Origin of the sequence: Buttiauxella selenatireducens, assembly GCF_031432975.1 — a bacterium.
GTDB classification, from domain to species: domain Bacteria; phylum Pseudomonadota; class Gammaproteobacteria; order Enterobacterales; family Enterobacteriaceae; genus Buttiauxella; species Buttiauxella selenatireducens.
Window position 1 is genome coordinate 1,753,229 of sequence record NZ_CP133838.1, and the last position, 25,650, is coordinate 1,778,878.

Sequence of the window (25,650 nt, forward strand, 5' to 3'; positions counted from 1 at the left end):
TAATGTTGAATGATATTTATCTGGAAAATAAGAGAATTAAATTTATCAATGAAAAATCCAAGTAACAATCTATGCGCAATTATAGTTACATATAATCCTTCAGTAGAGCACGTGATAGGATTAGCAAGTAATCTTCGTGAACAAAACAGTGATGTTTTAATTGTAGATAACAGCCCCTCAATTAACGAGTTACTAGCAAATCATAACGTTTTTAATTATATTTGGTTGGGAGGAAATAAAGGTATTGCTGCAGCACAAAATGTTGGAATTAAAAAATGTTTAGATGAACATTATGAATACCTTATTTTCTTTGATCAAGATAGTAAAATTAGCAGTCATTTTATCAGTTCATTATCAAACCCAATGATCGATAACCAATATCAAGTATGTGCTCCTGTATTTTTTGATGAAACAAGAGGTTTCGAATATGCGATTACCGATATCAGAAAAAATGGGAAACGTGTGAAACTTTACTCTAAAAATTCTACTGAACCTTTTACCTCATCAGTTGTTATTTCATCTGGTACTTTGGTTAGAAAAGATGTGTTTAATACAGTCGGTCTAATGGATGAAGGTTTATTTATCGATTATGTTGATACCGAATGGTGCCTTAGATGTTTTGATAAAGGCATACTAGTTTATATCATCCCTCAGGCAAAAATGCTCCATTCAATTGGTGATCGTTCCTTTGATATTTTTGGATTTTGTGTGCCTGTTCATTCCGCTGTTCGTCGGTATTATAGAGTGCGAAACTCCATTCATCTTTTAAAATATCCACATGTGCCAAAATTGCTTGCGGCAAGAGAAATTGTTTTTAGTTTTATACACTCGATGATACTGGTGATTAAACAACCAGACAAAAAAAGTTATTTAAAATCATTCCTTACAGCCTTAATAGATGGTGTTAGGGGCGTCAGAGGCGAAAACCCGCGAACACATCGATAAATAAAAATATATGTGTTACTGAATTTTATATTTGAGAATCAATTAATGGAAAGAGTAGCAATATTGCTTGCGGTATATAATGGTCGTCAATGGATTGATGAGCAACTCCAATCAATCTTAGAGCAAAAAAATGTAGGCTTAGATGTCTATATTAGTGTTGATCTTTCAGATGATGGGTCTTACGAACATTTAGTAACTACATATTCACATTTGCCAAATATTCATATTTTAGACTATGGAAAAAGATATGGATCTGCAGGAAGTAATTTTTATCGTTTAGTACTTGATTCTCCTATCGATAAGTATGATTACGTGTCTTTTTGTGATCAAGATGATGTCTGGTTTGATAATAAAATTCAGCGTGCTATTAAAATGATCGAACAAAAGCACGTTGATGCTTACTCTGGCAATGTTGTTGCCTTTTGGGAAAATGGTAAAGAATGTTTAATAAGTAAGTCTCAACCACAGGTTGAGTATGATTTTCTTTTTGAAGCAGCCGGGCCTGGATGCACCTATGTATTCAAACGTTCTTTGGCATGTGATTTCAAACAATTTCTTTTAAATTCGACCGATGCGGTTAATGTTGCCCTGCACGATTGGTTATTATATTCATTTTCACGGGTCAATAATTATACATGGTATATTGATGATGTACCTTTTATGAAGTATAGGCAGCATGCTAGCAATCAAGTCGGTGCAAACAATAGTATCAAGGCTGGTTTTAAAAGGCTAAAACTAGCTAAGTGTGGTTGGTATAAAAACGAAGTCAATAAACTATGTGTAGTCTTAAAATTTGAAAATGATCCTATTGTAGATATGATTAAAAGAAATGATTTTAAACGCACGCTTCTAATGTTGTTGAATATTACAAAGTTTAGACGACGTTTTCGCGATAGATTGATGTTGGCAGTTTTTATATTATTGCGATGGGTGTAATTGCTTTAGCAAACAATCATCTATATGCAATGTTTTAATTCCTGCACCATAAATGAATAATTTAAAAGCCTTGAAAACATCATGATTAATCTAAATAAAATATTATTATTTCTTTTGACTTTCGAAATTATTTTTGGTGGCGGTGGAAGAATGTTTGAGCCTCTGGGGATATTTCCAGTTAGGTATTTATTATTTGCACTTGCTTTAGCGCTCTTTGTTTTTAACGTTATAACTAAACTTTCTAAAACAACTCCTCGCAATTTATTTCTGGTGAGCTCAGTTCTGTTTCTTCCATTATATGGCGTTATAGTTGGGGTCATGGTAGGTAATAGTTTAACTGATATTTTGTTCGATCTACAACCCTACATATACACCCTTGTTATATTATTTTTATGCTTTAATGATATGTCAATCAGAAAATATGCATTATATATTTTTCTAAAGACAACAAAATATTACGCGATAATTGCTTCTTGTGTGTATATTGCATACATAATTTTATTACGCGTTGGGGTTATCAATTTCGGGTATGTTTACAGTATACTTTCAACCTCAAGTGAGTTTTTCTTTAGGCCGGGTGGTGCGTTTTTTGCAAAATCTTTCTTTTTCATTGGTGTTGGTGCAATAATTTTTTTCTCCGAGAAGAAAAATTATTTGTTCTTACTGTGCATGATGGCTCTTTTCTTAACTGAAACAAGGGGAGTTTTCCTTTTTACAGGGGTTGCGGCTTTAATTGTTAGTTGCAGAATTAATAGTTTTATTAAAAATTTTTCTTTGGTTTCAATTGCTATAATAGCATGTGTTGCGCTTCTAATAATTGTTGGAGGAAGGGCTGGGGATTCAGACTCTGTTCGATTGAATGACTTTTATTATATAGTGAAGGGTATGACTTCGACTTCTTTAATCTTCGGAGAAGGGTTTGGTTCTGCTATTCTAGGAAGAGGCAGGATAGAAGTGGTTCCTTTGGAATTACTTTACAAAACAGGTGCAATTGGTATCTTTTTGTCTATGCTCCCATTATTAGTTGTAATCTATAAAGGCATAGTTAAATCTTCAAGAATTGAAGACTTACAGGTATCCTGCATTCTTATTTTTGCTGCAGGGGTATCTCTGACAAATCCTTTCCTTTATACCCCTATGGGTATTTACATTATTGGTATAGCTATACTAAGCCTTGAAGTTTATCGTCCGGTTGCTAATTTTAATAAAAATAATCTAACAATCTCGGATAATAGATGATTTATATACAGGCATCGTGATTATATATTTTCTTCGCGATGGACCTAAAGCTGATTTTTTGTTATTGATACAATTAATGACAAACCTGAGTTAACATCAACAGAACATTAGTACGGCGTTGAAGTCGTAGTAACCTTCCAAAGACAGGAGTAAGTAATGTCCAAACAGCAAATCGGTGTCGTTGGCATGGCAGTAATGGGGCGTAACCTCGCGCTGAACATTGAAAGCCGTGGCTATACCGTTTCCGTGTTCAACCGTTCAGGCGATAAAACTGAAGAAGTCATCGCTGAGAACCCGGGCAAGAAGCTGGTTCCTTACTATACCGTGCAAGAGTTTGTCGAATCTCTGGAAACTCCACGTCGTATCTTATTGATGGTTAAGGCGGGTGAAGCTACGGACAAAACCATCGACTCCCTGAAGCCGTATCTTGAGAAAGGCGATATCTTGATTGATGGTGGTAACACCTTCTACCACGATACCATTCGTCGTAACCGTGAACTGTCTGCTGAAGGGTTCAACTTCATCGGTACTGGTGTATCCGGTGGCGAAGAAGGGGCGCTCAAAGGCCCATCCATCATGCCTGGTGGTCAGAAAGAAGCATACGAACTTGTTGCCCCTATCCTCAAACAGATTGCTGCTGTTGCTGAAGACGGCGAACCCTGTGTGACATATATCGGTGCAGATGGCGCTGGTCACTATGTGAAGATGGTTCACAACGGTATCGAATACGGCGATATGCAGTTAATTGCTGAAGCCTATTCACTACTCAAGCATGGTCTGAATCTTTCTAACGAAGAGCTCGCTACTACTTTCACTGAATGGAATGAAGGTGAGCTTAGCAGTTATCTGATCGACATCACCAAAGATATCTTCACTAAGAAAGACGAAGACGGTAAATATCTGGTTGATGTGATTCTGGATGAAGCAGCCAACAAAGGTACAGGTAAATGGACCAGCCAGAGCTCTCTTGACCTTGGTGAGCCGCTGTCCCTGATCACCGAGTCTGTTTTCGCGCGTTATATTTCTTCTTTGAAAGAACAACGTGTGGCTGCATCTAAAGTGCTGAGTGGACCACAGGCTAAGCCGTTTGCTGGCGATAAAACTGAGTTTGCTGAGAAAGTACGCCGTGCTTTATATCTGGGTAAAATCGTTTCTTATGCTCAGGGCTTCTCACAGCTTCGTGCTGCATCTGAAGAAAATAACTGGGATCTCAACTACGGTGAGATTGCTAAGATCTTCCGTGCTGGCTGTATCATTCGTGCTCAATTCCTGCAAAAAATTACCGATGCTTACGCAGAGAATGCTGCGATTGCAAACCTGTTGTTAGCACCGTACTTCAAGAAGATTGCCGATGAGTACCAGCAAGCACTTCGCGATGTGGTTTCTTACGCAGTGCAAAATGGCATCCCAACGCCGACCTTCTCCGCTGCTATCTCTTACTATGATAGCTACCGAGCCGCTGTGTTGCCTGCGAACCTGATTCAGGCACAACGCGACTATTTCGGTGCGCATACTTATAAGCGCATTGATAAAGAAGGCGTATTCCATACGGAATGGCTTGATTAAAAGTATTTAGGCTAACCTATAGAATAGCCCTCCACTGTGAGGGCTTTTTTAGAAAATTCTGTTGGTATTCCTCGCTATAAATGATTGTTAAATGCGTAAACCAGCAAAGCGCTAACTTTTTCTTCTATTGTAAAATCTTAACTTCGTTACATTTGTACTGATGTTATGTAAATAAGCACTTTCCAGGATAACCATGAATCCAAATAACAGTAATATGAGCTCTGGCAACCGCAATGATTCGGATGAATCAACTGATTTAATTGATCTTTTAATGCAGCTTTGGAGAGACAAGGCAACCATCATCGCTTTTGCCGTCGGAGCTATTATCCTGGGCGTTATCTATCTATTTGTGGCTAAAGAGAAATGGACCTCTGAAGCTATCGTTACATTGCCAGATTCTGGGCAAACCGCGAATTATAATAACGCGATGAATATTCTATATGGTGCCGGTGCTCCGACGATTGTCGATATTCAAGAACGCTTCTTTGGTCGCTTCAGTTCAGCATTATCAGCTTTGTCTGAACAGTTAGATAATCAGGAAAAGCCAGAAAAACTGACTATTGTGCAATCAGTTAAAGATCAGCCCGCTCCATTGAAAGTGAGTTATGTAGCGAAAAGTGCTGCTGAGGCACAAAAAACACTCACCACTTACCTTCAACAAATTAATAAGCGTGTGGTCACTGAACTTGATGATGACTTAAACACTAGCATCAATTCTAAAATTAACGATCTCAAAATCGATTTGACAACTAAAGAGAAAATTGCTCAGGAGAAAAAAGACAAACGTCTTGAAATCCTGAATCAGGCATTAATTGTTGCGCAGCAATCCAATATCAAAAACACGCTGGTTCAGCAGGCTGAAACATTGTCGGAAGATACGCTTTTTGTGCTAGGAAGCGATGCGCTTTCAGCAACCATCAAAAATGAAGCAACGCGTCCATTACCTTTGGATGACTTATACTTTAATGCTCGCTCAACCCTGTTAGCGATTAGCGCATTGAAATCTAACCCTGATACGACTTATGCATTCCGTTATGTCATGAAACCTAATTTGCCTATCCGCCGTGATAGTCCTAAAAAGGGTCTGACACTGGTGTTAGCTGCTTTGGTTGGTTTGATTCTTGGTTCAGGTGTGGTGTTAGGTCGCAACGCAATGCGTCACTACAAGCCAGTAGCTTAAGATTTTACTGCAGCATACAAAAAGGCCGCATCAGCGGCCTTTCTCACATCAAAACTTCCGCACAACCCTACTTATGCCTTTCTCTTAAATTCTCAATCACCGCGCTTAAATCCAATTCCTGATCCTGCAATAACACCAGCAAGTGATAAACCAAATCCGACGCTTCGTTTTTCAGTTCATGGCGGTCATTAACCGTAGCAGCCAGCGCTGTTTCCACACCTTCTTCGCCCACTTTCTGAGCAATCCGCTTGGTTCCACTTGCATACAACTTCGCAGTATATGAACTCTCTGGGTCGGCACTTTTTCGCGAGGCCAGCAGTTGCTCAAGCTGATACAAGAAGTGCCAGTCGTGATGGGTCTCACCGAAGCAGCTTGATGTGCCGAGATGACAGGTTGGGCCAATTGGGTTTGCCAGAACCAGCAGCGTGTCGTTATCGCAATCAGGGGCGATTTTTACCACGTTGAGGAAATTACCTGAGCTTTCGCCCTTGGTCCACAAACGCTGTTTGGTGCGCGAGAAAAATGTCACTTTCCCGCTTTGTTCAGTCTGTGCCAGTGCTTCAGTATTCATGTACCCCAGCATCAACACTTCACCTGAAACAGCATGCTGGACGATTACCGGCATCAGGCCATCGGTTTTTTCCCAGTCCAGTTGGTCTCGTTGCTCTTGTGTTAGCACACTCTTATCTCCACGCCTTGTTGAGCCAAATATTGCTTCAACTCACCAATATTAATAATTTGCTTATGAAATACCGATGCTGCCAGCGCGCCGTCGACATCCGCATCACGAAATGCTTCGAGGAAGTGTTCCATGGTTCCCGCGCCACCCGAGGCAATCAACGGAACATGGCAAACTTCACGCACTTTCTTTAACTGCGCCAGATCATAGCCGTTGCGAACACCGTCCTGGTTCATCATATTAAGTACGATTTCCCCGGCCCCTCGCTTTTGCACTTCCTGCACCCAATCTACCGTTTCCCACGTTGTTACACGCGTACGGCTTTCATCGCCAGTATATTGATTGACGTGATATTTCCCGGTTTCGCAATCAAACCAGGTATCAATACCCACCACAATACACTGCACGCCAAAACGATCGGCGAGGCGAGTAATGAGTTCAGGATCGGCCAGAGCAGGGGAGTTGATAGAGATTTTATCAGCGCCAAAAGAGAGGATTTGTGCCGCATCTTCAATCGACTTAATACCGCCCGCTACGCAGAAAGGAATATCGATAACTTCAGCTACGCGCGATACCCAGCTTTTATCCACCACGCGTCCATCGCTTGAGGCGGTGATATCGTAAAATACCAGTTCGTCTGCGCCTTCTGCCGCATAACGTTGTGCAAGGGGGACGATATCGCCAATGATTTCATGGTTGCGGAACTGCACACCTTTCACGACTTGCCCGTCGCGTACGTCCAGGCAAGGAATTATCCGTTTTGCCAGCATGAGATCGCCTCCGTTACATTGAATTTCCCTTCCAGTAATGCACGCCCGACAATCACGCCTTGTACGCCAGTGCCGCGTAACGCGGCGATATCGTTGATGTCGCCAATACCGCCGGATGACTGGAACGCCACTTGCGGGAAACGCGCGCAAATTTCTTCATACAGCGACACATTCGAACCTGCCAGCGTGCCGTCGCGTGAAATATCGGTACACAGCACGTGTTTGAGTCCGACCGGTAGATAGGTATCTACCAGTTCTTCAAGTGTTACGCCGGAGTTCTCTTGCCAGCCGCTGACGGCGACCTGTTTATTGCCTTGCTCGTCAATGCGCACATCCAGCGCTAATACCAGAGCATCTGCGCCAAAACGTGCAAACCAACCTTTTACGACTTCCGGCGATTTTACGGCTGTTGAACCTACGACGACACGCGCAACACCTGCTTCAAGCAATGCGGCAACATCTTCTTCAGTACGCACACCACCGCCGACTTGCACCGGTACGCTGATGCCTGCAACCAGTGATTTGATCAGGGGGATTTGGCGTTTTGCCGGGTCTTTTGCCCCGGTTAAATCCACAAGATGTAATACCTGCGCGCCTTGCGCTTCATAATCTTGCAAACGCGGTAGTGGGTCATTGCCGTAATCGCGCTGCTGGCCGTAATCCCCCTGATGGAGGCGCACCACTGTGCCGTCTATTAAATCGAGAGCGGGAATAATCATGGTGCTTACATCTCCAGGAAGTTTTTCAGTAATTTTGCGCCTGCTGCACCCGAACGCTCCGGGTGGAATTGCACGCCAAAGAAGTTATCTCTTTGAATGGCTGCGGTGAACGGTTCGCCGTAGCTGGCCTGGGCGATGGTATTCGCACACACTGGCATGGCGTAGCTGTGCACAAAGTAAAAATAGTCGCCATCGTCGATACCCCGGAACAAGCGGTCACCTGCTTTTGGATAAACTCGGTTCCAGCCCATGTGTGGCAAAGGCAAACCGTGGTCGACCATTTTCAGTACCGGTTCTTCAATGATGCCAAGCATTTCCACGCCGTTGCTTTCGTCGCTGCGCGAGCCTAAAAGCTGCATACCGAGACAAATCCCCAGCACCGGTTGGGTACATGCCTTAATCAGCTCGACCAGATCACGCTCGCGAATTTGGTTCATTGCCGCCTGAGCTGTGCCCACACCGGGCAAAAAGAGTTTATCGGCACGCAGCACCACTTCCGGATCACGGCTCACCACGGGTTCATAGCCGTGACGTTGAATAGCCGACTTTACCGAGTGCAGGTTGGCACAGCCGGTATCAAGGATCACGACGTCCATTACAACACTCCTTTCGAGGAGGGCAGCGTGTCGCCTTCAACCCGAATCGCCTGGCGTAATGTGCGACCAAAGACTTTAAACAGGCTTTCGACACGATGATGGTCGTTTTTGCCTTTGGTTTTCAGGTGCAGAGTTACCCCCATGCTGTAAGAGAGCGAACGGAAGAAGTGTTCGACCATTTCGGTGCTCAAATCGCCCACGCGCTGGAAGTTGTACTCCGCTTTATATTCAAGATGCGGACGGCCAGAAATATCCAGCGCACAGCGGGCCAGACATTCGTCCATCGGCAAGGTAAAGCCAAAGCGTGTAATACCGCGTTTATCACCCAGCGCGATTTTCAGTGCTTCGCCGAGTGCCAGGCCGGTGTCTTCTACAGTGTGGTGATCATCAATGTAAAGGTCGCCTTTTACGCTAATGTTCATGCGGAAGCCGCCGTGGGTGGCAATCTGGTCCAGCATGTGGTCAAAGAAACCCACGCCGGTGTTAATTTTGCTGCCACCTTCGCGGTCGAGCCACACTTGCACGTCAATTTGCGTCTCTTTGGTCGCACGTTCAACGTGCGCGTAGCGGTCGCGTTTGGTTAACTGGTCGCTGATCATCGGCCAGTTCAGTGTTTCACCGTGGTAGCGTAAACCCTGAATCCCCATGTTTGCGGCCAGTTCGATGTCGGTCGCACGGTCGCCGATCACATAGCTGTTTGGCTTATCCAGAACGCCTTCTTCCAGGTAGCCTTTCACCATCGCCAGTTTTGGCTTGCGGCATTCGCAGTTATCTGTTGGTAAATGCGGGCAAATCAGTACGTCATCAAAACTCACGCCCTGAGAAGTAAACACCTGCATCATCAGATTGTGCGGGCCGTCGAAATCCGCTTGCGGGAAACTGTCGGTCCCCAAACCATCTTGATTGGTGATCATCACCAGCTTGTAGCCCGCTTTTTGTAATTGAAGCAGGGCGGGGATCACCGCAGGCTCAAAGGCCAGTTTATCCATACGATCCACCTGAAAATCTGAAGGTGGCTCGGAAATTAAAGTACCGTCACGGTCGATAAAAAGAACTTTCTGGCTCACATGCCCTCCGTGGCCGTCAGGCCGGGTTGTTCACGCAACGCAGCAATGGTGCGCTCGCATTCAGTACGGGTGCCGACGCTAATACGCAGGCAGCCGCTTAACGATGGTTGTTTATTCTGGTCTCGTAAGATAATGCCCTGATCCCACAGAGATTTAAATACAGCACTTGATGCCGTGAAACGCGCCAGTACGTAATTAGTTTCAGAATCGAAAACCTGCTCAACGCAGTCAACGTTCTGCAACGAAGTGATCAGATACTGACGATTGACAAGGATCTCCTCCACGCGTTCGCGCATGGCATTAATACCCTGCGGGCTTAATGCCTGAGCGGCGATATCGGCAACCGGCGTGGAAAGTGGATAAGGCGCGATGACTTTCATCAACAAATTAATCACCTCTTCATTTGCCAGGGTGAAGCCGCAGCGCAGACCCGCCAGCGCAAAGGCTTTGGAAAGCGTGCGCAGGATAACCAGGTGCGGATACTCATTTAACCAGCCAGCCAGTGTCGCCTGTGGGCAAAACTCAATATAGGCCTCGTCGGCAACCACCAGTGCTTTTCCACGCGCCATCTCCAGCAATACACGAAGATCTTGCGGGTTAATCAACTGTCCGGTTGGGTTGTTTGGACTGCAAACGTAAATCACTTTCACGCCATCAAGATTTTCTGCAATGGCCGGTAAATCGAGCTGCCAGTCTTTAAGTGTTGGCACGGTGCGGCATTCCACGCCGCTGGCTTCAGCGCTCACGGTGTACATGCCATACGTCGGTGGGCAGTAGAGCACCGCATCTTTACCGGGTTCACAGAAAACGCGGATTAACAGTTCGATACCTTCATCCGCACCACGACTGACTAACACCTGTTCTGGTTTTACGCCTGCATATTCAGCGTAGCGCTCAATCACAAGCTTTGGCTGGCATTCAGGATAACGATTCAGTGTCTGTTGCTTCAGCTCATACTCAACAGCAGTTGGATATTCGTTGGCGTTCAACCACACATCGCCATTACCACCCAGACGGCGGGCCGACTGATAAGGGGTCAGGGCGCGGACATTTTCGCGGGCTAACTCTATAATGCTCATTGCATCTCCTTGAGCGCAGCAAGGCGCAGGGTAACGGCGTTTTTGTGGGCATCCAGCAGCTCGGCAGCAGCCAGCGTTTCAATGGTTTTAGCAAGACTTGCGAAACCTTGTGGCGAGAGTTCCTGAACCGTCATGCGTTTCTGGAAATCGGCCAACCCAAGGCTTGAACAGGTCGAAGTGTAGCCATAAGTCGGCAGCACATGGTTAGTACCCGAAGCGTAGTCGCCTGCGGATTCCGGTGACCAGTCACCGAGGAAAACCGAACCGGCGCTGGTAATGCTTTCAACTAAATCACGGGCATTGCGGGTCTGAATAATCAGATGCTCGGGGCCATACTGGTTAGAAATTTCAATACACTGCTCAAGATCTCGAGCAACAATCAAACGGCTACTTTCCAGTGCTTTACGCGCCGTTTCGGCACGCGGTAATGCGGCCAACTGGCGTTCAACGGCTTCGGCGACGGACTGCGCCATTGCACTGTCCGGCGTCAGTAGAATCACTTGTGAATCCGGGCCGTGCTCCGCCTGGGAAAGCAGATCGGAGGCCACAAAATCAGGTGTTGCGCCGCTATCGGCAATCACCAAAACTTCCGAAGGGCCGGCGGGCATGTCGATAGCCGCTCCATCAAGACGCTGGCTAACCTGGCGTTTTGCTTCGGTCACAAAAGCGTTACCCGGCCCAAAGATTTTATCCACTTTTGGGATGCTTTCAGTGCCCAGAGCCAGTGCGGCAATCGCCTGGGCGCCGCCAACCTGAAACACTTCCTGCACGCCACAAAGCTGTGCGGCATACAGAATCTCATCAGCAATCGGTGGCGGTGAGCACAGCACCACTTTTTTACAGCCTGCAATACGAGCCGGTGTGGCAAGCATCAATACGGTTGAAAACAGCGGCGCTGAACCGCCAGGAATATAAAGGCCGACAGACGCAACCGGGCGAGTCACCTGCTGGCAGCGTACGCCAGGCATGGTTTCGATATCCACCGTTGCCAACTGTTGAGCGACGTGGAATTTTTCGATATTCGCCACCGCAACGGCCATCGCGTCTTTAATCTCAGAACCCAGGCGTGCCACTGCGGCGTCAATTTCGCTCTCGCTGACTTTGAGTTGCTCAACGATCGTTTTATCAAATTTCGCGCTGTATTCGCGCAATGCCGCATCGCCGCGAGCTTTCACATTATTAAGAATATCAGCGACTGTGCGGGTAATGCTTTCCGACGCCGAAATCGCCGGGCGAGTCAGCAACGCTTGTTGCGCCGCCTCATCACATTCATTCCAGTTAATCAACGTATTGAAGTTTGCCATGGTGTTACTCCATCATCTTCTCAATTGGCAACACCAGAATGGAACTGGCACCCAGCGCTTTCAGTTTTTCCATGGTTTCCCAGAACAGGGTTTCGCTACTGACCATGTGCATCGCGACGCGCTGCTGGTCGCCTGCGAGCGGCAGAATTGTTGGGCGTTCAGCACCTGGGAGCAGAGCAACGATTTCGTCCAGACGCTCGCTTGGTGCATGGAGCATGATGTATTTCGATTCACGCGCCTGAATCACGCCCTGAATACGGGTCATTAATTTGTCGATAAGCTGTTGTTTCGCCGAATCCATTTCACCATCACGCTGAATCAGGCACGCTTTAGAGCGGTAAATCACTTCAACTTCACGCAGGCCGTTGGCTTCAAGCGTTGCTCCTGTCGAAACCAGGTCGCAAATAGCGTCAGCAAGACCGGCACGTGGAGCCACTTCAACAGAACCGTTTAATAAGCAGGATTTAAATTGCACGCCTTTACTGTCAAGGTAGCGCTTGAGGATGTGAGGGTAAGAGGTCGCAATGCGCTTATTGTTAAGGCTTGCTGGACCATCCCAAGGGTCATCAACGGAAATCGCCAGTGAAAAACGACAGCCGCCGAAATCAAGACGACGCAGGGTGAAGTAACGCGGGTCATCGCCCTGAGCGCGGCGGTTCAGTAGCTCTTCTTCCAGTACGTTTTCGCCAATAATACCGAGGTCCACGACACCGTCCATCACAAGCCCAGGGATGTCGTCATCACGCACACGCAGAATATCAATGGGCATGTTTTCTGCCATGGCAATCAGGCGCTGGGTGTGCAAGTTAATTTTTATGCCGCAGCGAGCCAGTAATTCGCGTGAGTCATCGCTCAAACGACCAGATTTCTGAATAGCTATGCGTAAACGTGTGTTGTCTAACATTGGAAAATCCCCTTATCAATTCTTGTCTGACGTCCAAAAAAAAGCCCCGGAAGAAATCTTCCGGGGGCTTATTGACTCGTTCATGCACCACTGGAAGATCTTTTCGTCTCCCAGCACACATCGCCTGAAAGACTAGTCAGGATGATGGTGATGATGGTGGAAAGCATTTTGAACGCGTGTCATAAAATTCTCGTATGAATGATTATTCATGTGTGTGCAATTAACGTAAACCAGATTCGCCTTTCAGTGCAAGGGCTTTTTATCCTCTCAATTAATATTCTGTTTAGCGCCACTGATTGTTAGTTGTCGTAACGTGGCGTAGCCTTATTACAGGGTTCAAAAGTACAGCAGAGAGATATGCTGCAATCCAGGAGAGAAGACATGAAAAAGGTTGCGATTGTCGGGTTAGGGTGGCTTGGGATGCCGCTTGCGATGTCTTTATCAGCGCGCGGCTGGCAAGTGACAGGCAGTAAAACCACACTCGACGGAGTAGAGGCTGCACGGATGAGTGGAATCGACAGCTATCAATTGCAGCTGACGCCTGAACTGATCTGCGACAGTGACGATCTCGATGCGCTGCTCGATGTTGATGCGCTGGTGATTACTCTGCCCGCTCGCCGTACGGGTGAAGGCGACGATTTCTATCTGCAGGCGGTGCAGGAAATTGTCGATAGCGCGTTAGCGCACGATATTCCGCGCATCATTTTTACTAGTTCCACCTCGGTGTATGGCGAAAGAGAAGGGGTGGTGAAAGAAACGTCTCTGCTTGAGCCGGTTACCGCCAGTGGCCGCGTACTTAAAGAGCTCGAAACCTGGTTGCATGATTTACCGGGAACGTCGGTCGATATTCTGCGTCTGGCGGGTTTGGTCGGGCCGGAACGCCATCCAGGACGCTTTTTAGCAGGAAAAACGGATGTGGCGAATGGGGCGCATGGCGTCAATCTGGTGCATCTGGAAGATGTCATTTCAGCAATTACACTGTTGTTACAGGCTCCAAAGGGCGGTCACATCTATAATTTATGTGCGCCCGATCACCCATCGCGTGCCGAATTCTATTCTTTGATGGCACGCCAGATGAATCTCGATGCACCAAATTTCCGAACTGAAGCGCAAAATGGCCGCGGTAAGCTGGTGGATGGCAACCGTATCTGCAACGAACTTGGGTTTGAATATCAGTATCCAAACCCGCTGGTAATGCCCATGCAGTAACCGCTGTGGGGCATTACTCGTGACTGTCAGGAACGAGTATGAAACCACTGCTGGATGTGCTGATAATTCTCGATACCCTCGATAAAGAAGGGAGCTTTGCTGCGGCGGCAACAAAGCTCTTTAAAACCCCTTCCGCGCTCAGTTACACCGTGCAAAAACTCGAAAACGATCTCAATATCCAGATCCTCGATCGCTCAGGTCATCGTGCGCGATTTACGCGAACGGGTCAGCTTCTTCTGGAAAAAGGTCGGGAAGTGCTGCATACCGTACGCGAACTTGAACAACAAGCCATCAAGCTTCATCAGGGATGGGAGAACGAACTGGTAATCGGGGTGGACGATTCATTTCCTTTTTCACTGCTGACACCTCTCATCGAAGCGTTCTATAAAAGTTACAGCGTGACACGGCTGAAATTCATCAATGGCGTGTTGGGTGGTTCATGGGAAGCGCTTACCGAAGGGCGAGCAGATATTATTGTTGGTGCAATGAGCGACCCGCCATCCATCAGTGGCTTCGGGTTTACCTTGCTCGGCCAGCTTGAAAGCGTGTTTGTCGTCGCCCCGCACCACCCGCTGGCTGACGCCGAAGAGCCGTTGAATCGTCGCGTGATAAAACGCAGTCGTGCAGTCATCGTGGGGGATACTTCCCGCCTTGAACCGTCACGTTCAATGCATTTACTCGAAGATCAAGATGCTATCACGGTCTTTGACTTCAAAACCAAGCTCGAATTACAGATAAGCGGCATCGGATGCGGCTACGTTCCCCGTTACATGGCGCAGCGTTTTATTGAAAGTGGAGTGCTGGTCGAAAAACAAGTCATTTCCCATGTGCCGTTTGTCCCAGTGTGGATTGGCTGGAACGAACAAACGGCAGGCCTTGCCAGCGAGTGGTGGCGGGAGCAAATTACCACGAATAGCGCCATTTCACGCATTTATGCGCAGGAAATGGGTCGTTAAGAATATTCTCAACTGGAGGATATTTAGGTTATAAATATCATTCAGAATAATAATTGAAAGCGATTTTTAAAAGGATGCGATAGAATTCACAACTCAAATTGGATACTTTTAATTATTTGAATAAGGTGTTGGGAACTTGAAATTAATCATACAAATCCCCTGTTTTAATGAAGCAGAAACACTGGCCATAGCGCTCAATGCGTTACCAAGGCATGTTGAAGGATTCGACGTGGTTGAATGGCTCGTTATTGATGATGGTAGTACTGACGACACCATTAGTGTAGCCAAACAGAACGGTGTGGACCATATCGTCAAGCACACTGGCAATAAAGGACTAGCTAAGGCCTTTATGACAGGACTTGATGCTTGTTTAAGTCTTGATGCTGATGTCATTATTAACACGGATGCTGACAATCAATATTGCGCTGAAGATATTCCGTTATTAGTGGCACCAATACTGGAGCATCGGGCAGAGATGGTGATTGGCGAGCGTCCGATAGCTGCTATCGAGCACTTTTCACCAATAAAAAAATGCCTGCAAAAATTGGGAAGTTGGGTTGTTCGTGTTGCAAGTAAAACAGATATTCCTGATGCACCAAGTGGTTTTAGAGCGATGTCCAGAGCTACCGCGCAGAAACTAATGGTGTTCAATGACTATACATATACATTAGAAACGATCATTCAGGCAGGCCAAAAAAATATAACCATTACATCGGTTCCTGTTCGTGTTAATGAAGATTTACGTCCCTCGCGCTTAGTGAAAAGTATTTCGTCGTACATCAAAAGAAGCATTGTTACTATTGTTCGTATTTTTGTCATATATCGTCCGTTCCGATTTTTTGGAGCAATAGGCGCAGTATTGTTTTTTGCGGGTTTTTTGCTGGGTGTTCGTTTTCTTTATAAATATCTTACCGGTGATGGTAATGGTTATATCCAATCCTTAATTTTAGCGTCTGTGCTAATGGGGATGGGATTTCAAACACTATTAATAGCATTTGTTACTGATTTGCTCTCAGCTAATAGAAAGTTACTTGAAGATTTGCGATTCAAGGTGGCACAAATAAATACCGATCCGATTAAAAAAAGTGATCAAAATAAATAGCTTTATATTTCTTTGAGGTATGTATGAGTTTTAAAGTTTCTGGTGGTAAAGTAGAGGATGGGGTTGTATTTGGAAATACGTTCGATAAATACGGATCCAAAAATCCTATTGTAAGATGGATGATGAGTGGGTTCGATTCCTCGCTTGAAAAATTTGTTGCCCAAGCCAATCCTAAAACCATTCATGAAGTTGGGTGTGGTGAGGGTTTTTGGGTTAATAAATGGAATGAGAATGGCCTAAAAGCCGTTGGTAGTGATTTTTCACATGATGTAATATCAATTGCTAAAGAAAATGCGCTAAGTAAAAAGCTAACACCAGAAGTTTTTAATATTAAAAGCATTTATGATCTAACGCCAGAAACCGATAGTGCTGATTTGATTGTATGTTGTGAAGTTATGGAACATCTGGAAGATCCAGAAAGGGCCATGAAAATCTTGCAGAGTCTGGTCGATAAATATCTTATTATCAGTGTTCCACGTGAACCTGTGTGGTGCGCGCTCAATATGGCTCGGGGAAAGTATATAAAGGATTTTGGTAATACACCGGGGCATATACAACATTGGTCAAAAAAATCCTTTGTAAAATTTACCGAAAAATATTTCAAAATAATTGAAGTAACGTCGCCATTTCCGTGGACTATGTTGTTATGTGTGCCTTATGAAAAAAATTAACCTACGGAAATGGCTTAATTACTTAGGGAGCATAATCGCACTATTAAGTATAGTATTTGTTGCGCATAGAATAACCAAATATTGGGCGCAGATTCCCGATGGTACTTTTACATTAAAATTATTTTTAATAATTATATTGTTGGCAGGTGCTTATGGTGCAGCCAATTTTATTCTTGCTGCAGCATGGAAAATATTAATGGTTGGTTTGCATCAACACATTAGTCATCGTGTTGCAACAAGGATTTACGGCATGACACAATTGGCTAAGTACGTGCCGGGTAACATTTTTCAATTTGCAGGTAGACAGTTACTTACAATGTCTTATGGTTTTTCAGGAAAAGCGATTGCCAAAAGTACTTTTCTTGAATTATTGCTTTTGATTATAACTGGGGCTATTTATATATTTTGGATGCTACCACTGTTATATCCTGGATTTAGTGTCGTTTATGGTCTTTCCCTATTTATAGTTACCATAGTCGGGCTTGTTTTAGGGCTTGAATGGCAAGGTAAGGGTAATTTAATTAAGGTTGTAATTAAATACCTTTTATTCTTATTTATATCTGGAGGGGTTTTCCTCTGCGTATTGTATTCGATTGTGGATAATTGGGTGGTGACACCTGTATTGATATTTCCTTTAATTGGTGCATACGTCATCTCATGGCTTGTAGGGCTAGTCACACCTGGCTCTCCAGCTGGTGTAGGTGTCAGAGAGTTTTTACTGATATTATTTTTGAAGCCATTATTCACTGAGGTTGATATTATTATGGCTGTCGTATTAGGTCGAGTGGTAACAATTATTGGTGACTGCTTTTTCTACTTATATTCATTCTCGTTAAGACAAGATGATTATTATGAATAAACAAAATTCAGGTGTTGTTTTTGTTACGGTTTTTCTTTCGTTGTTTTTTCTTGTGTTAGCAATAGGATATGCACATTCATATAATCCAGGGTTCTTTCCCGATGAATTTGCTCATATGGGATATGTGGTTGATGTTATTAAAAATAAATTTCCAGATTATAATAATGGTCTTGTTTTTTCAAGTAATAAACTAAACTACCTTAATCATCCTGCACTGTATTATGTGATTGTTGGCGAACTGGCTAGTCTTTTACATTTACAAGATATGTATGCAAATGTAGGGCGATATGTGAATATGATTATTTCTATTATAATAATTATACTTACATGCAGAATGTTATATGCAACCACTAAATCCATGTTGGCTACTTTTACTGGGGGCGCCTTTTTATTGGTTATCCCAATGTTTGTAGTTTTAGGAAGCGCAATTAATAATGATCAAATTAATGTTCTTGGTTGCACGCTTGTAATCTATGGATTGCTAGGTTTGATAGAGGTTGAAAGAAAAAATAAATCTTTGACTTCAAGTGTGATTATAATTTGCATTGGCGGAATTGTTGCTTCACTGAGCAAGGCGACTGGTTCTTTGGTCATCGTATGCTTGTTAGTGTCCGTTGCTCTATTCAATTTTTCCACTTTTATAAAAATAATAAAGAAAATATCGTTAAAAGAATGGTTGCTTATAATATTATCAATTTTAATTATTATATTTTACTTTGCTTGTGTACATGCCATATATGATGATTTTTATCCAGCTCCACAAGGTAATCCTGCGCTGTGGTTTTTTATTGAGAATCCAAATGCAAAAAGACTAGATTTTTTAGAATTCTTGGTAAATTTCTTTAAATCTAACTTAGTTACTATTACTATACCTTATGGGCATGTTCCTATTATTGATAGTGAAACTAGAATTGTTATCTTAAAATCTATTTTAATTATGTTAGGGGGCATGAGTAGCTATATACTGGCGATGAAGCTATCAAAAAATAATACTTTTTTCAATCTTGAGTTTTCTTTTATTATTGCTTTTGCCATTTATATTACTGTGTATGTTTTTACAATCAGACAGTTACATCTGAATACTGGGTATATGGGAGCGATGCAGGCTAGGTATTTCTTTGGTTTTTTGCCCGTGTGTTCTTTAGTCATTGGTAAATTCATATGTTATGTCAATAGCAAAATATTTCAAATAATAGTATTTATGTTGATGGTGTCAGGGTTGATAACTTCTATTTATCCAGCGCTGGTGAAATTTACTGACTTACGAATGTTGCAATCAACTATAATTATAGAGCAACCACTTTATAACACTAGCTATGGATATCTTACAAAAGGTCGTGGCTTTGAACAGGCAATTCTGGCTGAATCAAACTCCCTTAATGGGGTTGAATTGATGCTGGCTACGTATGCACGAAATAATCATGGAGCATTGATTCTTGAACTACTTGATGGTTCTGGTGTGATAATTGCTAGTGATATAGTAAAAATGGAGACCATTAAGGATAATTCATATACATGGTTTGATTTTAATAATGTGAAGTTGAAAAAGAATCAGAAGTATCTATTAAGGTTGAAATGTAATGATTGCACTCAAAGTAATGCTATTACATGGTGGGCTGTGAAAAAGGAGGTTGAGTCGCATGTTTTTTTACTTACGAAGTTTGGGCCTGGCGCGGGGGATGCGTATTCCAAAGGTGAGGCATATGTAGACGGGGCTAAAATTGGTGGCGCATTTGCATTTCGCTTGTATTTTTAATTAATACGTTGGCGGGTTATTATTGTTAACCCGCTTTAGTATGTTCGAAATTTTACTGCATTAATAGTTGATATAGCGTCATTCTAGTCTAATCTTTAAATCTTGTCTCATCGTGTTTTTCTGAGCACTCAATGCTGCATCGCAGTCAATATAATTCACTTTCTTAAACAGCCTAAACTTTAAATCAAACTTTTTGTGCGCAAGGAGTCTGTATGAAGCAAACCAATCAGCAATGGCAGTCACGGCGTGAGCAAGCAGTTCCGCATGGAGTCGGCAATGCGTTGCCGGTCTATATTGAGAAAGCGAAAAATGCGGAAATTTGGGACGTTGAAGGCAAGCGCTATATTGATTTCGCTTCTGGTATTGCGGTGCTGAATACCGGGCATAACCATCCCGCAGTGATTGACGCAGTGCGTCAACAGCTTGAACAATTTACCCATCCTTGTTTCCAGGTCACGCCTTATGGGAATTATATCGAGCTTGCCGAACGGCTTAATCAACTGGTGCCGATTAGCGAGCCTTGTCAGACTTTGTTCCTGACAACGGGGGCGGAGGCGGTCGAAAATGCCATCAAAGTGGCACGTATTGCGACCGGGCGCTCGGCTATAATTGCGTTTCGTGGTGCGTTCCATGGTCGTACTCTGCTGGGCATGGCATTAACCGGTAAAGTTCAGCCCTATAAAAAAGGCTATGGCCCATTCCCGGCCGGAATTTATCACGCGCCTTATCCTGCGGCTTATCTCGGTGTGAGCGACACTCAGGCACTGGCGTCACTGGCGGGTATTTTTGCTGCGGATGTTTCTCCTGACGAAGTTGCCGCCATCATTATTGAACCGGTGCAGGGGGAAGGGGGCTTTTATGCGGCCTCAACGTCCTTTATGAAACAACTGCGCACCTTATGCGACAAGCATGGGATCGTATTGATTGCCGACGAAATTCAAAGTGGTTTCTGCCGGACCGGTAAAACCTTTGCCATAGAACACAGCGGCGTGGAACCGGATCTCGTCACCATGGCGAAAAGCCTGGCCGGTGGCTTCCCGCTGTCTGCGCTAGTCGGCAAGAAATCACTGTTTGATAAAGCGATGCCGGGCGGTCTGGGCGGCACTTATGCCGGGTCGCCTGTGGCGATTGCGGCGGCGCTGGCGGTCACTGACATAATAGAGAAAGAAAATCTCAATCAACGCGCGCAGATCATTGGCGAGCAAATCACCCATCGTTTACAGAAAATGGCAGAGCAATTTGACTGCATTGGCGATGTGCGTGGATACGGCGCGATGATTGCGATGGAGCTGGTCGAAGAGCGTGACAGCCATCGTCCGAATAAAGAATTAACTCAGGCACTTGTCAAAGAAGCAGGCAAGCAGGGGTTGGTTTTATTGTCCTGTGGGGTGCGTGCGAATGTGATTCGTTTTCTTGTCCCATTAACAGCTGAAAAAGAAATTGTTAATGAGGGCCTCAACATCTTGTCTTCTTGCCTCGAATTAGTGCAAAATACGCGCCTCACTAAATGAGAACAAAAAACCGACGTTAAACGCGTCGGTTATTTTTTTGCATTAAGTTCAAGCAGTCAAACAGGCATCCGCCAAAAAAACCAAGAGGCCGGGCTTCGTACCGGATAGATACTAGCTTTTAAAAAACGACAGTCGTGTCGCCGAGGAAATTTAGATGGGGCAGCTTTTTGCTTTTGCGCATGTATTCGCCGTTTGGGGGAATGACCATGTCGCTTAACGTCACCGCAGGTGCAAAATCTCGTGTTGAACTCCGTAAGAGCCTTACGCTCATTCCGGTAGTTATGATGGGTCTGGCTTATATGCAGCCGATGACCTTGTTCGATACATTTGGGATAGTATCTGGCCTTACCGACGGACATGTCGCTACGGCTTACGCGTTTGCCCTTGTGGCAATTTTGTTCACCGCGTTAAGTTATGGAAAGCTAGTACGCCGCTTCCCGTCTGCGGGTTCCGCTTATACCTACGCTCAAAAAGCAATCCACCCGGTGGTGGGCTTTATGGTGGGCTGGTCGGCGTTGCTTGATTATCTGTTTATGCCGATGATCAACATTCTGCTGGCTAAAATCTATTTTGAAGCCTTAGTACCGTCTATCCCGTCGTGGATTTTCGTGGTGCTTCTGGTTGGCTTCATGACTATCTCCAACCTGCGCGGCATTAAAACCGTGGCAAACTTCAACAGCCTTATTGTTGTGTTGCAGATGGTTGTGATGGTTGTGATTACCGGTCTGGTGATTTACGGCGTTGCCAATGGCGAAGGTGCCGGCACGTTAGCCAGTACGCGTCCATTCTGGTCTGAGAACGCAAACGTGGTGCCGATGATCACCGGCGCGACCATATTATGCTTCTCGTTCCTCGGATTTGACGGTATTAGCTCGCTGTCTGAAGAAACCAAAGATGCAGGCCGTGTCATCCCGAAAGCGATTTTCCTGACTGCCCTGATTGGCGGGGTGATCTTCGTTGTGGTGTCTTACTTCCTGCAACTGTACTTCCCGGATATTTCTCGCTTCCAGGATCCGGATGCGTCACAGCCAGAAATTATGCTGTTCGTGGCAGGCAAAGCCTTCCAGTTCGGTATCCTGATTTTCTCCTGTGTTACCGTTCTGGCTTCAGGTATGGCGGCACATGCGGGTGTTTCTCGCTTGATGTATGTTATGGGCCGTGATGGCGTGTTCCCGGAGCGTTTCTTCGGTTACATTCATCCGAAATGGCGTACTCCTGCGCTAAACGTGGTTCTGGTGGGTATCATTGCGCTGTTCGCCGTGAAGTTTGACCTGGTAACCGCAACAGCACTGATTAACTTTGGTGCGCTGGTGGCGTTCACCTTCGTTAACCTGTCGGTGATTTCCCAGTTCTGGATCCGCGAAGGCCGTAACAAAACTATCAAAGATCACATCAACTATCTGGTGCTGCCAACATGTGGCGCACTGACAGTAGGTGCGTTGTGGATTAACCTGGAAGAAAGCTCGATGATTCTGGGCCTGATTTGGGCGGCTATTGGCCTGACCTATCTGGCATTCGTGACTCGTCGCTTCCGTAACCCAGTTCCACAATTCAACGAAGACTTAGCGTAAAGCTTACGTCGAAAAAAAGGCTCTCGAATCGAGAGCCTTTTTTGTATCTGTCTTCCCACCAGGTCGTTAACCTACCAGAAACTGCGCGTACTCAAACAATGCCTTAAGTAACGCGGTCTTTTCTTTATCATCTTCATGCAGGTTATAGAGCGCTTCCAGTTCTTGCGCGTAGGCTTGTAACGCTTCCTGAGACAACACATCGCGACGGTGCTGCAACCAGCGCTGCTGCTCGGCCTCATCCAATGTGCCAGGGAAGTTACGCGCCCGATAATTGAACAGCAATTTTTCAATACGCTTATCGGCAAACGTAATATCCAGCGCGGGCAAATTCTGCGGATCGGTTTGCAGCACAATGCGCATGGCTGCGCGGTCGGCGTCGCTGAAAAAGCCATTGTACAGTTGTGCATCAACATTATCAGAAGGCACAAAAGGCTCTGCTTCAGCAAAAATCGCCACGGCTTTTTCGCGTACGGAAGGGTGCTCACGCAACAATTTCAGGTTTTCCAGGCAACGCTTGCGATCGATACCTAAACGTTCTGCATCTTCCGGTCGGAGGGTGTTGGCCACTGCCAGCACCGGACATTTATTAAGATGCACCAGTTTGATAGGTACGGCTGCCGTATCACCCAGTGCGGATTTCGGCGTATACAACCGCTCGCGCAACGCATCAGCATCCAGTTCCAGCAACGGTGAAATATCACCCGCCAAATCGACCATTATTACTGCATTTCGATTATCAGGATGCCAGGCGAGCGGGGCAATCCAGCTGGTGTTACCGCGCCACGCGCCAAACATGCCCGAAACATGTACCAGCGGTTTCATCTGCACAATATCAATCAATGTGGTGAGTTTGTGCTTTGAGCGGTGGCTGTAGAGATAATCAAACAGGCGCGGCTGGCGAGTTTTGACCAGTTGCGCCATTGCGATGGTGGCGTATACGTCCGACATGGCATCATGCGCGTTAGCATGCTCAATACCGTTGGCCTTGGTCAAATGTTCGAGGCGGAAACTCGGCAACCCTTCATCGTTCTCCGGCCAGACAATGCCTTCCGGTCGAAGTGCATAGCAGGCGCGCATGACATCGAGCAAATCCCAGCGCGAGTTATCGTTCTGCCAGCTCCAGCCATACGGATCATAAAAGTTACGATAGAAAATATTGCGTGTAACTTCGTCATCGAAACGCACATTGTTGTAGCCGACAACACACGTCTTCGGCAGGGTAAAAATTGAATGGATGCGCTTGGCAAAATCCGCTTCATTTACGCCACGCGCCAGGGCTAGTTGCGGCGTAATACCGGTAATCATTACCGCTTCAGGCTGAGGCAGATAGTCATCCGCCGGTTTGCAGTAAAAGACTTCCGGCTCGCCAATAACATTAAATTCAGAGTCAGTGCGGATGGCCGCGAATTGCGCAGGGCGGTCAAGTGACGGGCTTTTACCGAAAGTTTCGTAGTCATGAAAAAGGAAGGTCGGTTGTTGCGTTGTATTGTCCACGGTTTACTTCCGCCCTTGAGTGTTGTTTAACGTGCTGTTATTAAACTGAAATCCCACTAAAACCCTCTCCATGTGTCAATCATTGCTGTCGGGTGTTGCATAAGCCAATGGTAAACCATTAACAGCCTTGCAAGAAGTCTCCGCAATGACTGAATAATGTATTCGTCAAAGGTATGTGAGTGAGCGCATTCATATCTTTTTGCAATTTAATTGCGAAAAAAGTCACAAACTGCAGTAAAAGAGGCGGCTGAATTAATTGTTACCGAGGATATATCGTTGAAGATCCGTCTGTTTGCTGTTTGTACCTTGCTTTCATTTTCTGTTCACTCCGCTTTTGCCGACGACACCTTTGTTAATGCACCAGCTCCACCACAAATTCAGGCGGGCTCGTGGGTATTGATGGATTACACCACCGGGCAAATTCTGGCTGCGGAAAATGAGCATGTGCGACGCAATCCAGCGAGTCTGACCAAACTGATGACCGGCTACGTGGTCGATCGTGCGATTGATAGCGGCCGGATCTCGGCAAACGATATGGTGACCGTCGGTAAGGATGCCTGGGCAAAAGGCAATCCGGTATTTGATGGCTCGTCGCTGATGTTCCTGAAAGCGGGCGACCGCTTGACCGTGCATGACTTGAGTCGTGGGCTGATTATTGACTCCGGAAATGATGCCTGTGTTGCGCTTGCCGATTATGTGGCCGGTGGACAGCCGCAATTTGTGGCAATGATGAATAAATACGTGCAACAACTCCACCTGCGCGACACCCATTTCGAAACGGTTCATGGCCTGGATGCCCCAGGCCAGCACAGCACCGCTTATGATCTTGCTGTACTTTCCCGAGCGATAATCCACGGCGAACCCGATTTTTATCACATGTACAGCGAGCGCAGCCTCACCTGGAACGGTATCACGCAACAAAACCGTAATGGCTTGTTGTGGGACAAAGGGCTGAATGTGGATGGGCTGAAAACCGGCCACACCGCGAGTGCTGGTTTTAACCTTATCGCCTCGAGCGTCGTCGGCGAGCGCCGTTTGATTGCCGTGGTGATGGGGGCGGAAAGTCCAAAAGGGCGCGAAGATCAGGCGCGTAAACTGCTGCATTGGGGCCAGGATAACTTCGATACCGTGCAGGTTCTGCATAAAGGCAAAAAAATCGGTACTGAAGCTATCTGGTATGGCGATAAAAAGCAGATCGAAGTCGGGACCAATCAGGATGTTTATCTGGCTCTGCCAAAGTCTGAAGTCCCGAACATTAAAGCCAAATATATTCTCGATAATCAGGAGATTGAAGCGCCAATTGCCGCCAATCAACATGTGGGGGAAATCGAGCTCTTTGATCGCGACAAACTCATTGCGCACTGGCCGTTGGTGACGCTAACTGACGTCAAAAAGGGCAGTACCTGGTCGCGCCTGGGTGACTATATCAGCCACAAACTGTAATTCATTACACGCGTACACAACGGGCCGGCAGGAATGTCGGCCCGTTTTTATTGGCTGTACTATGCTCTACAACGATGCTTTACGACGGCGCTCA

At 45.5% G+C, this 25,650-nt stretch carries 25 protein-coding genes and 1 other annotated feature; of the genes, 15 read left to right on the plus strand and 10 right to left on the minus strand.

Translation table 11 applies throughout. The features are described 5' to 3' along the window. Positions 1-9 precede the first annotated feature (9 nt). From RHD99_RS08080 to wzzB, 5 genes are all read left to right on the plus strand, one after another. A complete protein-coding gene (locus RHD99_RS08080) occupies positions 10-945 on the plus strand; it encodes a rhamnosyltransferase (protein WP_309878317.1) in 936 nt (311 codons plus the stop codon). 45 nt (positions 946-990) lie between these two features. Next, positions 991-1,881 carry a glycosyltransferase gene (locus RHD99_RS08085; protein ID WP_309878319.1) on the plus strand — a complete coding sequence of 297 codons (891 nt, stop codon included), beginning with the start codon at positions 991-993 and terminating at the stop codon, positions 1,879-1,881. A gap of 81 nt (positions 1,882-1,962) precedes the next feature. Then, complete coding sequence (locus RHD99_RS08090; protein ID WP_309878321.1) at positions 1,963-3,120, plus strand: oligosaccharide repeat unit polymerase; 1,158 nt, start codon at positions 1,963-1,965, stop codon at positions 3,118-3,120. A 156-nt stretch (positions 3,121-3,276) separates the two neighbouring features. Continuing rightward, complete coding sequence (gnd, locus tag RHD99_RS08095) at positions 3,277-4,686, plus strand: NADP-dependent phosphogluconate dehydrogenase (protein ID WP_309878323.1); 1,410 nt, start codon at positions 3,277-3,279, stop codon at positions 4,684-4,686. Positions 4,687-4,879: 193 nt separating this feature from the next. Beyond that, complete coding sequence (wzzB, locus tag RHD99_RS08100) at positions 4,880-5,866, plus strand: LPS O-antigen chain length determinant protein WzzB (RefSeq protein WP_309878324.1); 987 nt, start codon at positions 4,880-4,882, stop codon at positions 5,864-5,866. Positions 5,867-5,933: 67 nt separating this feature from the next. Here the strand turns inward: wzzB and hisIE are convergent, their stop codons facing one another. From hisIE to hisL, 9 genes are all read right to left on the minus strand, one after another. Beyond that, a complete protein-coding gene (hisIE, locus tag RHD99_RS08105) occupies positions 5,934-6,545 on the minus strand; it encodes a bifunctional phosphoribosyl-AMP cyclohydrolase/phosphoribosyl-ATP diphosphatase HisIE (RefSeq protein WP_309878325.1) in 612 nt (203 codons plus the stop codon). Continuing rightward, a complete protein-coding gene (hisF, locus tag RHD99_RS08110) occupies positions 6,539-7,315 on the minus strand; it encodes an imidazole glycerol phosphate synthase subunit HisF (protein ID WP_309878327.1) in 777 nt (258 codons plus the stop codon). The genes hisIE and hisF overlap by 7 nt, the downstream gene beginning before the upstream one ends. After that, positions 7,297-8,034, minus strand: coding sequence for a 1-(5-phosphoribosyl)-5-[(5-phosphoribosylamino)methylideneamino]imidazole-4-carboxamide isomerase (gene hisA / locus RHD99_RS08115; protein ID WP_309878328.1), 738 nt, complete (start codon positions 8,032-8,034; stop codon positions 7,297-7,299). Before hisA ends, hisF begins: the two co-directional genes overlap by 19 nt. A gap of 5 nt (positions 8,035-8,039) precedes the next feature. Beyond that, positions 8,040-8,630 carry an imidazole glycerol phosphate synthase subunit HisH gene (hisH, locus tag RHD99_RS08120; protein ID WP_183269817.1) on the minus strand — a complete coding sequence of 197 codons (591 nt, stop codon included), beginning with the start codon at positions 8,628-8,630 and terminating at the stop codon, positions 8,040-8,042. After that, the gene (hisB, locus tag RHD99_RS08125) at positions 8,630-9,697 is read right to left on the minus strand and encodes a bifunctional histidinol-phosphatase/imidazoleglycerol-phosphate dehydratase HisB (RefSeq protein ID WP_309878329.1); all 1,068 of its coding nucleotides are present in this window, start codon (positions 9,695-9,697) and stop codon (positions 8,630-8,632) included. The genes hisH and hisB overlap by 1 nt, the downstream gene beginning before the upstream one ends. Beyond that, complete coding sequence (gene hisC / locus RHD99_RS08130) at positions 9,694-10,776, minus strand: histidinol-phosphate transaminase (RefSeq protein WP_309878330.1); 1,083 nt, start codon at positions 10,774-10,776, stop codon at positions 9,694-9,696. The genes hisB and hisC overlap by 4 nt, the downstream gene beginning before the upstream one ends. After that, positions 10,773-12,080 carry a histidinol dehydrogenase gene (gene hisD / locus RHD99_RS08135; RefSeq protein ID WP_309878331.1) on the minus strand — a complete coding sequence of 436 codons (1,308 nt, stop codon included), beginning with the start codon at positions 12,078-12,080 and terminating at the stop codon, positions 10,773-10,775. Before hisD ends, hisC begins: the two co-directional genes overlap by 4 nt. A 4-nt stretch (positions 12,081-12,084) precedes the next feature. Then, entirely contained in the window at positions 12,085-12,984 is a 900-nt protein-coding gene (gene hisG / locus RHD99_RS08140; protein ID WP_309878332.1) for an ATP phosphoribosyltransferase, read from the minus strand. Between the two features lie 35 nt (positions 12,985-13,019). Next, positions 13,020-13,141: a sequence feature (His leader region), on the minus strand. Then, positions 13,117-13,194, minus strand: a complete 78-nt coding sequence (gene hisL / locus RHD99_RS08145; protein ID WP_374708478.1) for a his operon leader peptide — start codon at positions 13,192-13,194, stop codon at positions 13,117-13,119. Its footprint overlaps the feature before it by 25 nt. Positions 13,195-13,365: 171 nt before the next feature. Between hisL and RHD99_RS08150 the strand changes: the two genes are divergently transcribed. From RHD99_RS08150 to RHD99_RS08185, 9 genes are all read left to right on the plus strand, one after another. After that, entirely contained in the window at positions 13,366-14,193 is an 828-nt protein-coding gene (locus RHD99_RS08150) for an SDR family oxidoreductase (protein ID WP_309878333.1), read from the plus strand. A 38-nt stretch (positions 14,194-14,231) separates the two neighbouring features. Further along, entirely contained in the window at positions 14,232-15,149 is a 918-nt protein-coding gene (locus RHD99_RS08155; protein WP_309878335.1) for a LysR substrate-binding domain-containing protein, read from the plus strand. 136 nt (positions 15,150-15,285) lie between these two features. After that, positions 15,286-16,251, plus strand: coding sequence for a glycosyltransferase family 2 protein (locus RHD99_RS08160; protein ID WP_309878337.1), 966 nt, complete (start codon positions 15,286-15,288; stop codon positions 16,249-16,251). Positions 16,252-16,274: 23 nt separating this feature from the next. Further along, positions 16,275-16,922: a class I SAM-dependent methyltransferase gene (locus tag RHD99_RS08165; RefSeq protein ID WP_309878338.1), complete on the plus strand. Its 648-nt coding sequence runs from the start codon at positions 16,275-16,277 to the stop codon at positions 16,920-16,922. Next, positions 16,909-17,781, plus strand: coding sequence for a hypothetical protein (locus RHD99_RS08170; protein ID WP_309878339.1), 873 nt, complete (start codon positions 16,909-16,911; stop codon positions 17,779-17,781). The genes RHD99_RS08165 and RHD99_RS08170 overlap by 14 nt, the downstream gene beginning before the upstream one ends. Then, positions 17,774-19,537, plus strand: coding sequence for a hypothetical protein (locus RHD99_RS08175; RefSeq protein ID WP_309878340.1), 1,764 nt, complete (start codon positions 17,774-17,776; stop codon positions 19,535-19,537). Before RHD99_RS08170 ends, RHD99_RS08175 begins: the two co-directional genes overlap by 8 nt. 212 nt (positions 19,538-19,749) lie before the next feature. Then, entirely contained in the window at positions 19,750-21,048 is a 1,299-nt protein-coding gene (gene gabT, locus RHD99_RS08180; RefSeq protein ID WP_309878341.1) for a 4-aminobutyrate--2-oxoglutarate transaminase, read from the plus strand. A 154-nt stretch (positions 21,049-21,202) separates the two neighbouring features. Further along, complete coding sequence (yoeI, locus tag RHD99_RS23990) at positions 21,203-21,265, plus strand: membrane protein YoeI (protein ID WP_120063352.1); 63 nt, start codon at positions 21,203-21,205, stop codon at positions 21,263-21,265. Then, positions 21,255-22,619 (plus strand): APC family permease, encoded by a 1,365-nt coding sequence (locus RHD99_RS08185; protein WP_183269809.1) that lies wholly within the window; start codon positions 21,255-21,257, stop codon positions 22,617-22,619. Before yoeI ends, RHD99_RS08185 begins: the two co-directional genes overlap by 11 nt. A 66-nt stretch (positions 22,620-22,685) precedes the next feature. On the opposite strand, the gene sbcB is transcribed toward RHD99_RS08185, so the two are convergent. Beyond that, a complete protein-coding gene (sbcB, locus tag RHD99_RS08190) occupies positions 22,686-24,113 on the minus strand; it encodes an exodeoxyribonuclease I (RefSeq protein WP_309878342.1) in 1,428 nt (475 codons plus the stop codon). Between the two features lie 276 nt (positions 24,114-24,389). Between sbcB and dacD the strand changes: the two genes are divergently transcribed. Then, complete coding sequence (dacD, locus tag RHD99_RS08195; RefSeq protein ID WP_309878343.1) at positions 24,390-25,556, plus strand: serine-type D-Ala-D-Ala carboxypeptidase DacD; 1,167 nt, start codon at positions 24,390-24,392, stop codon at positions 25,554-25,556. Positions 25,557-25,650: the final 94 nt, after the last annotated feature.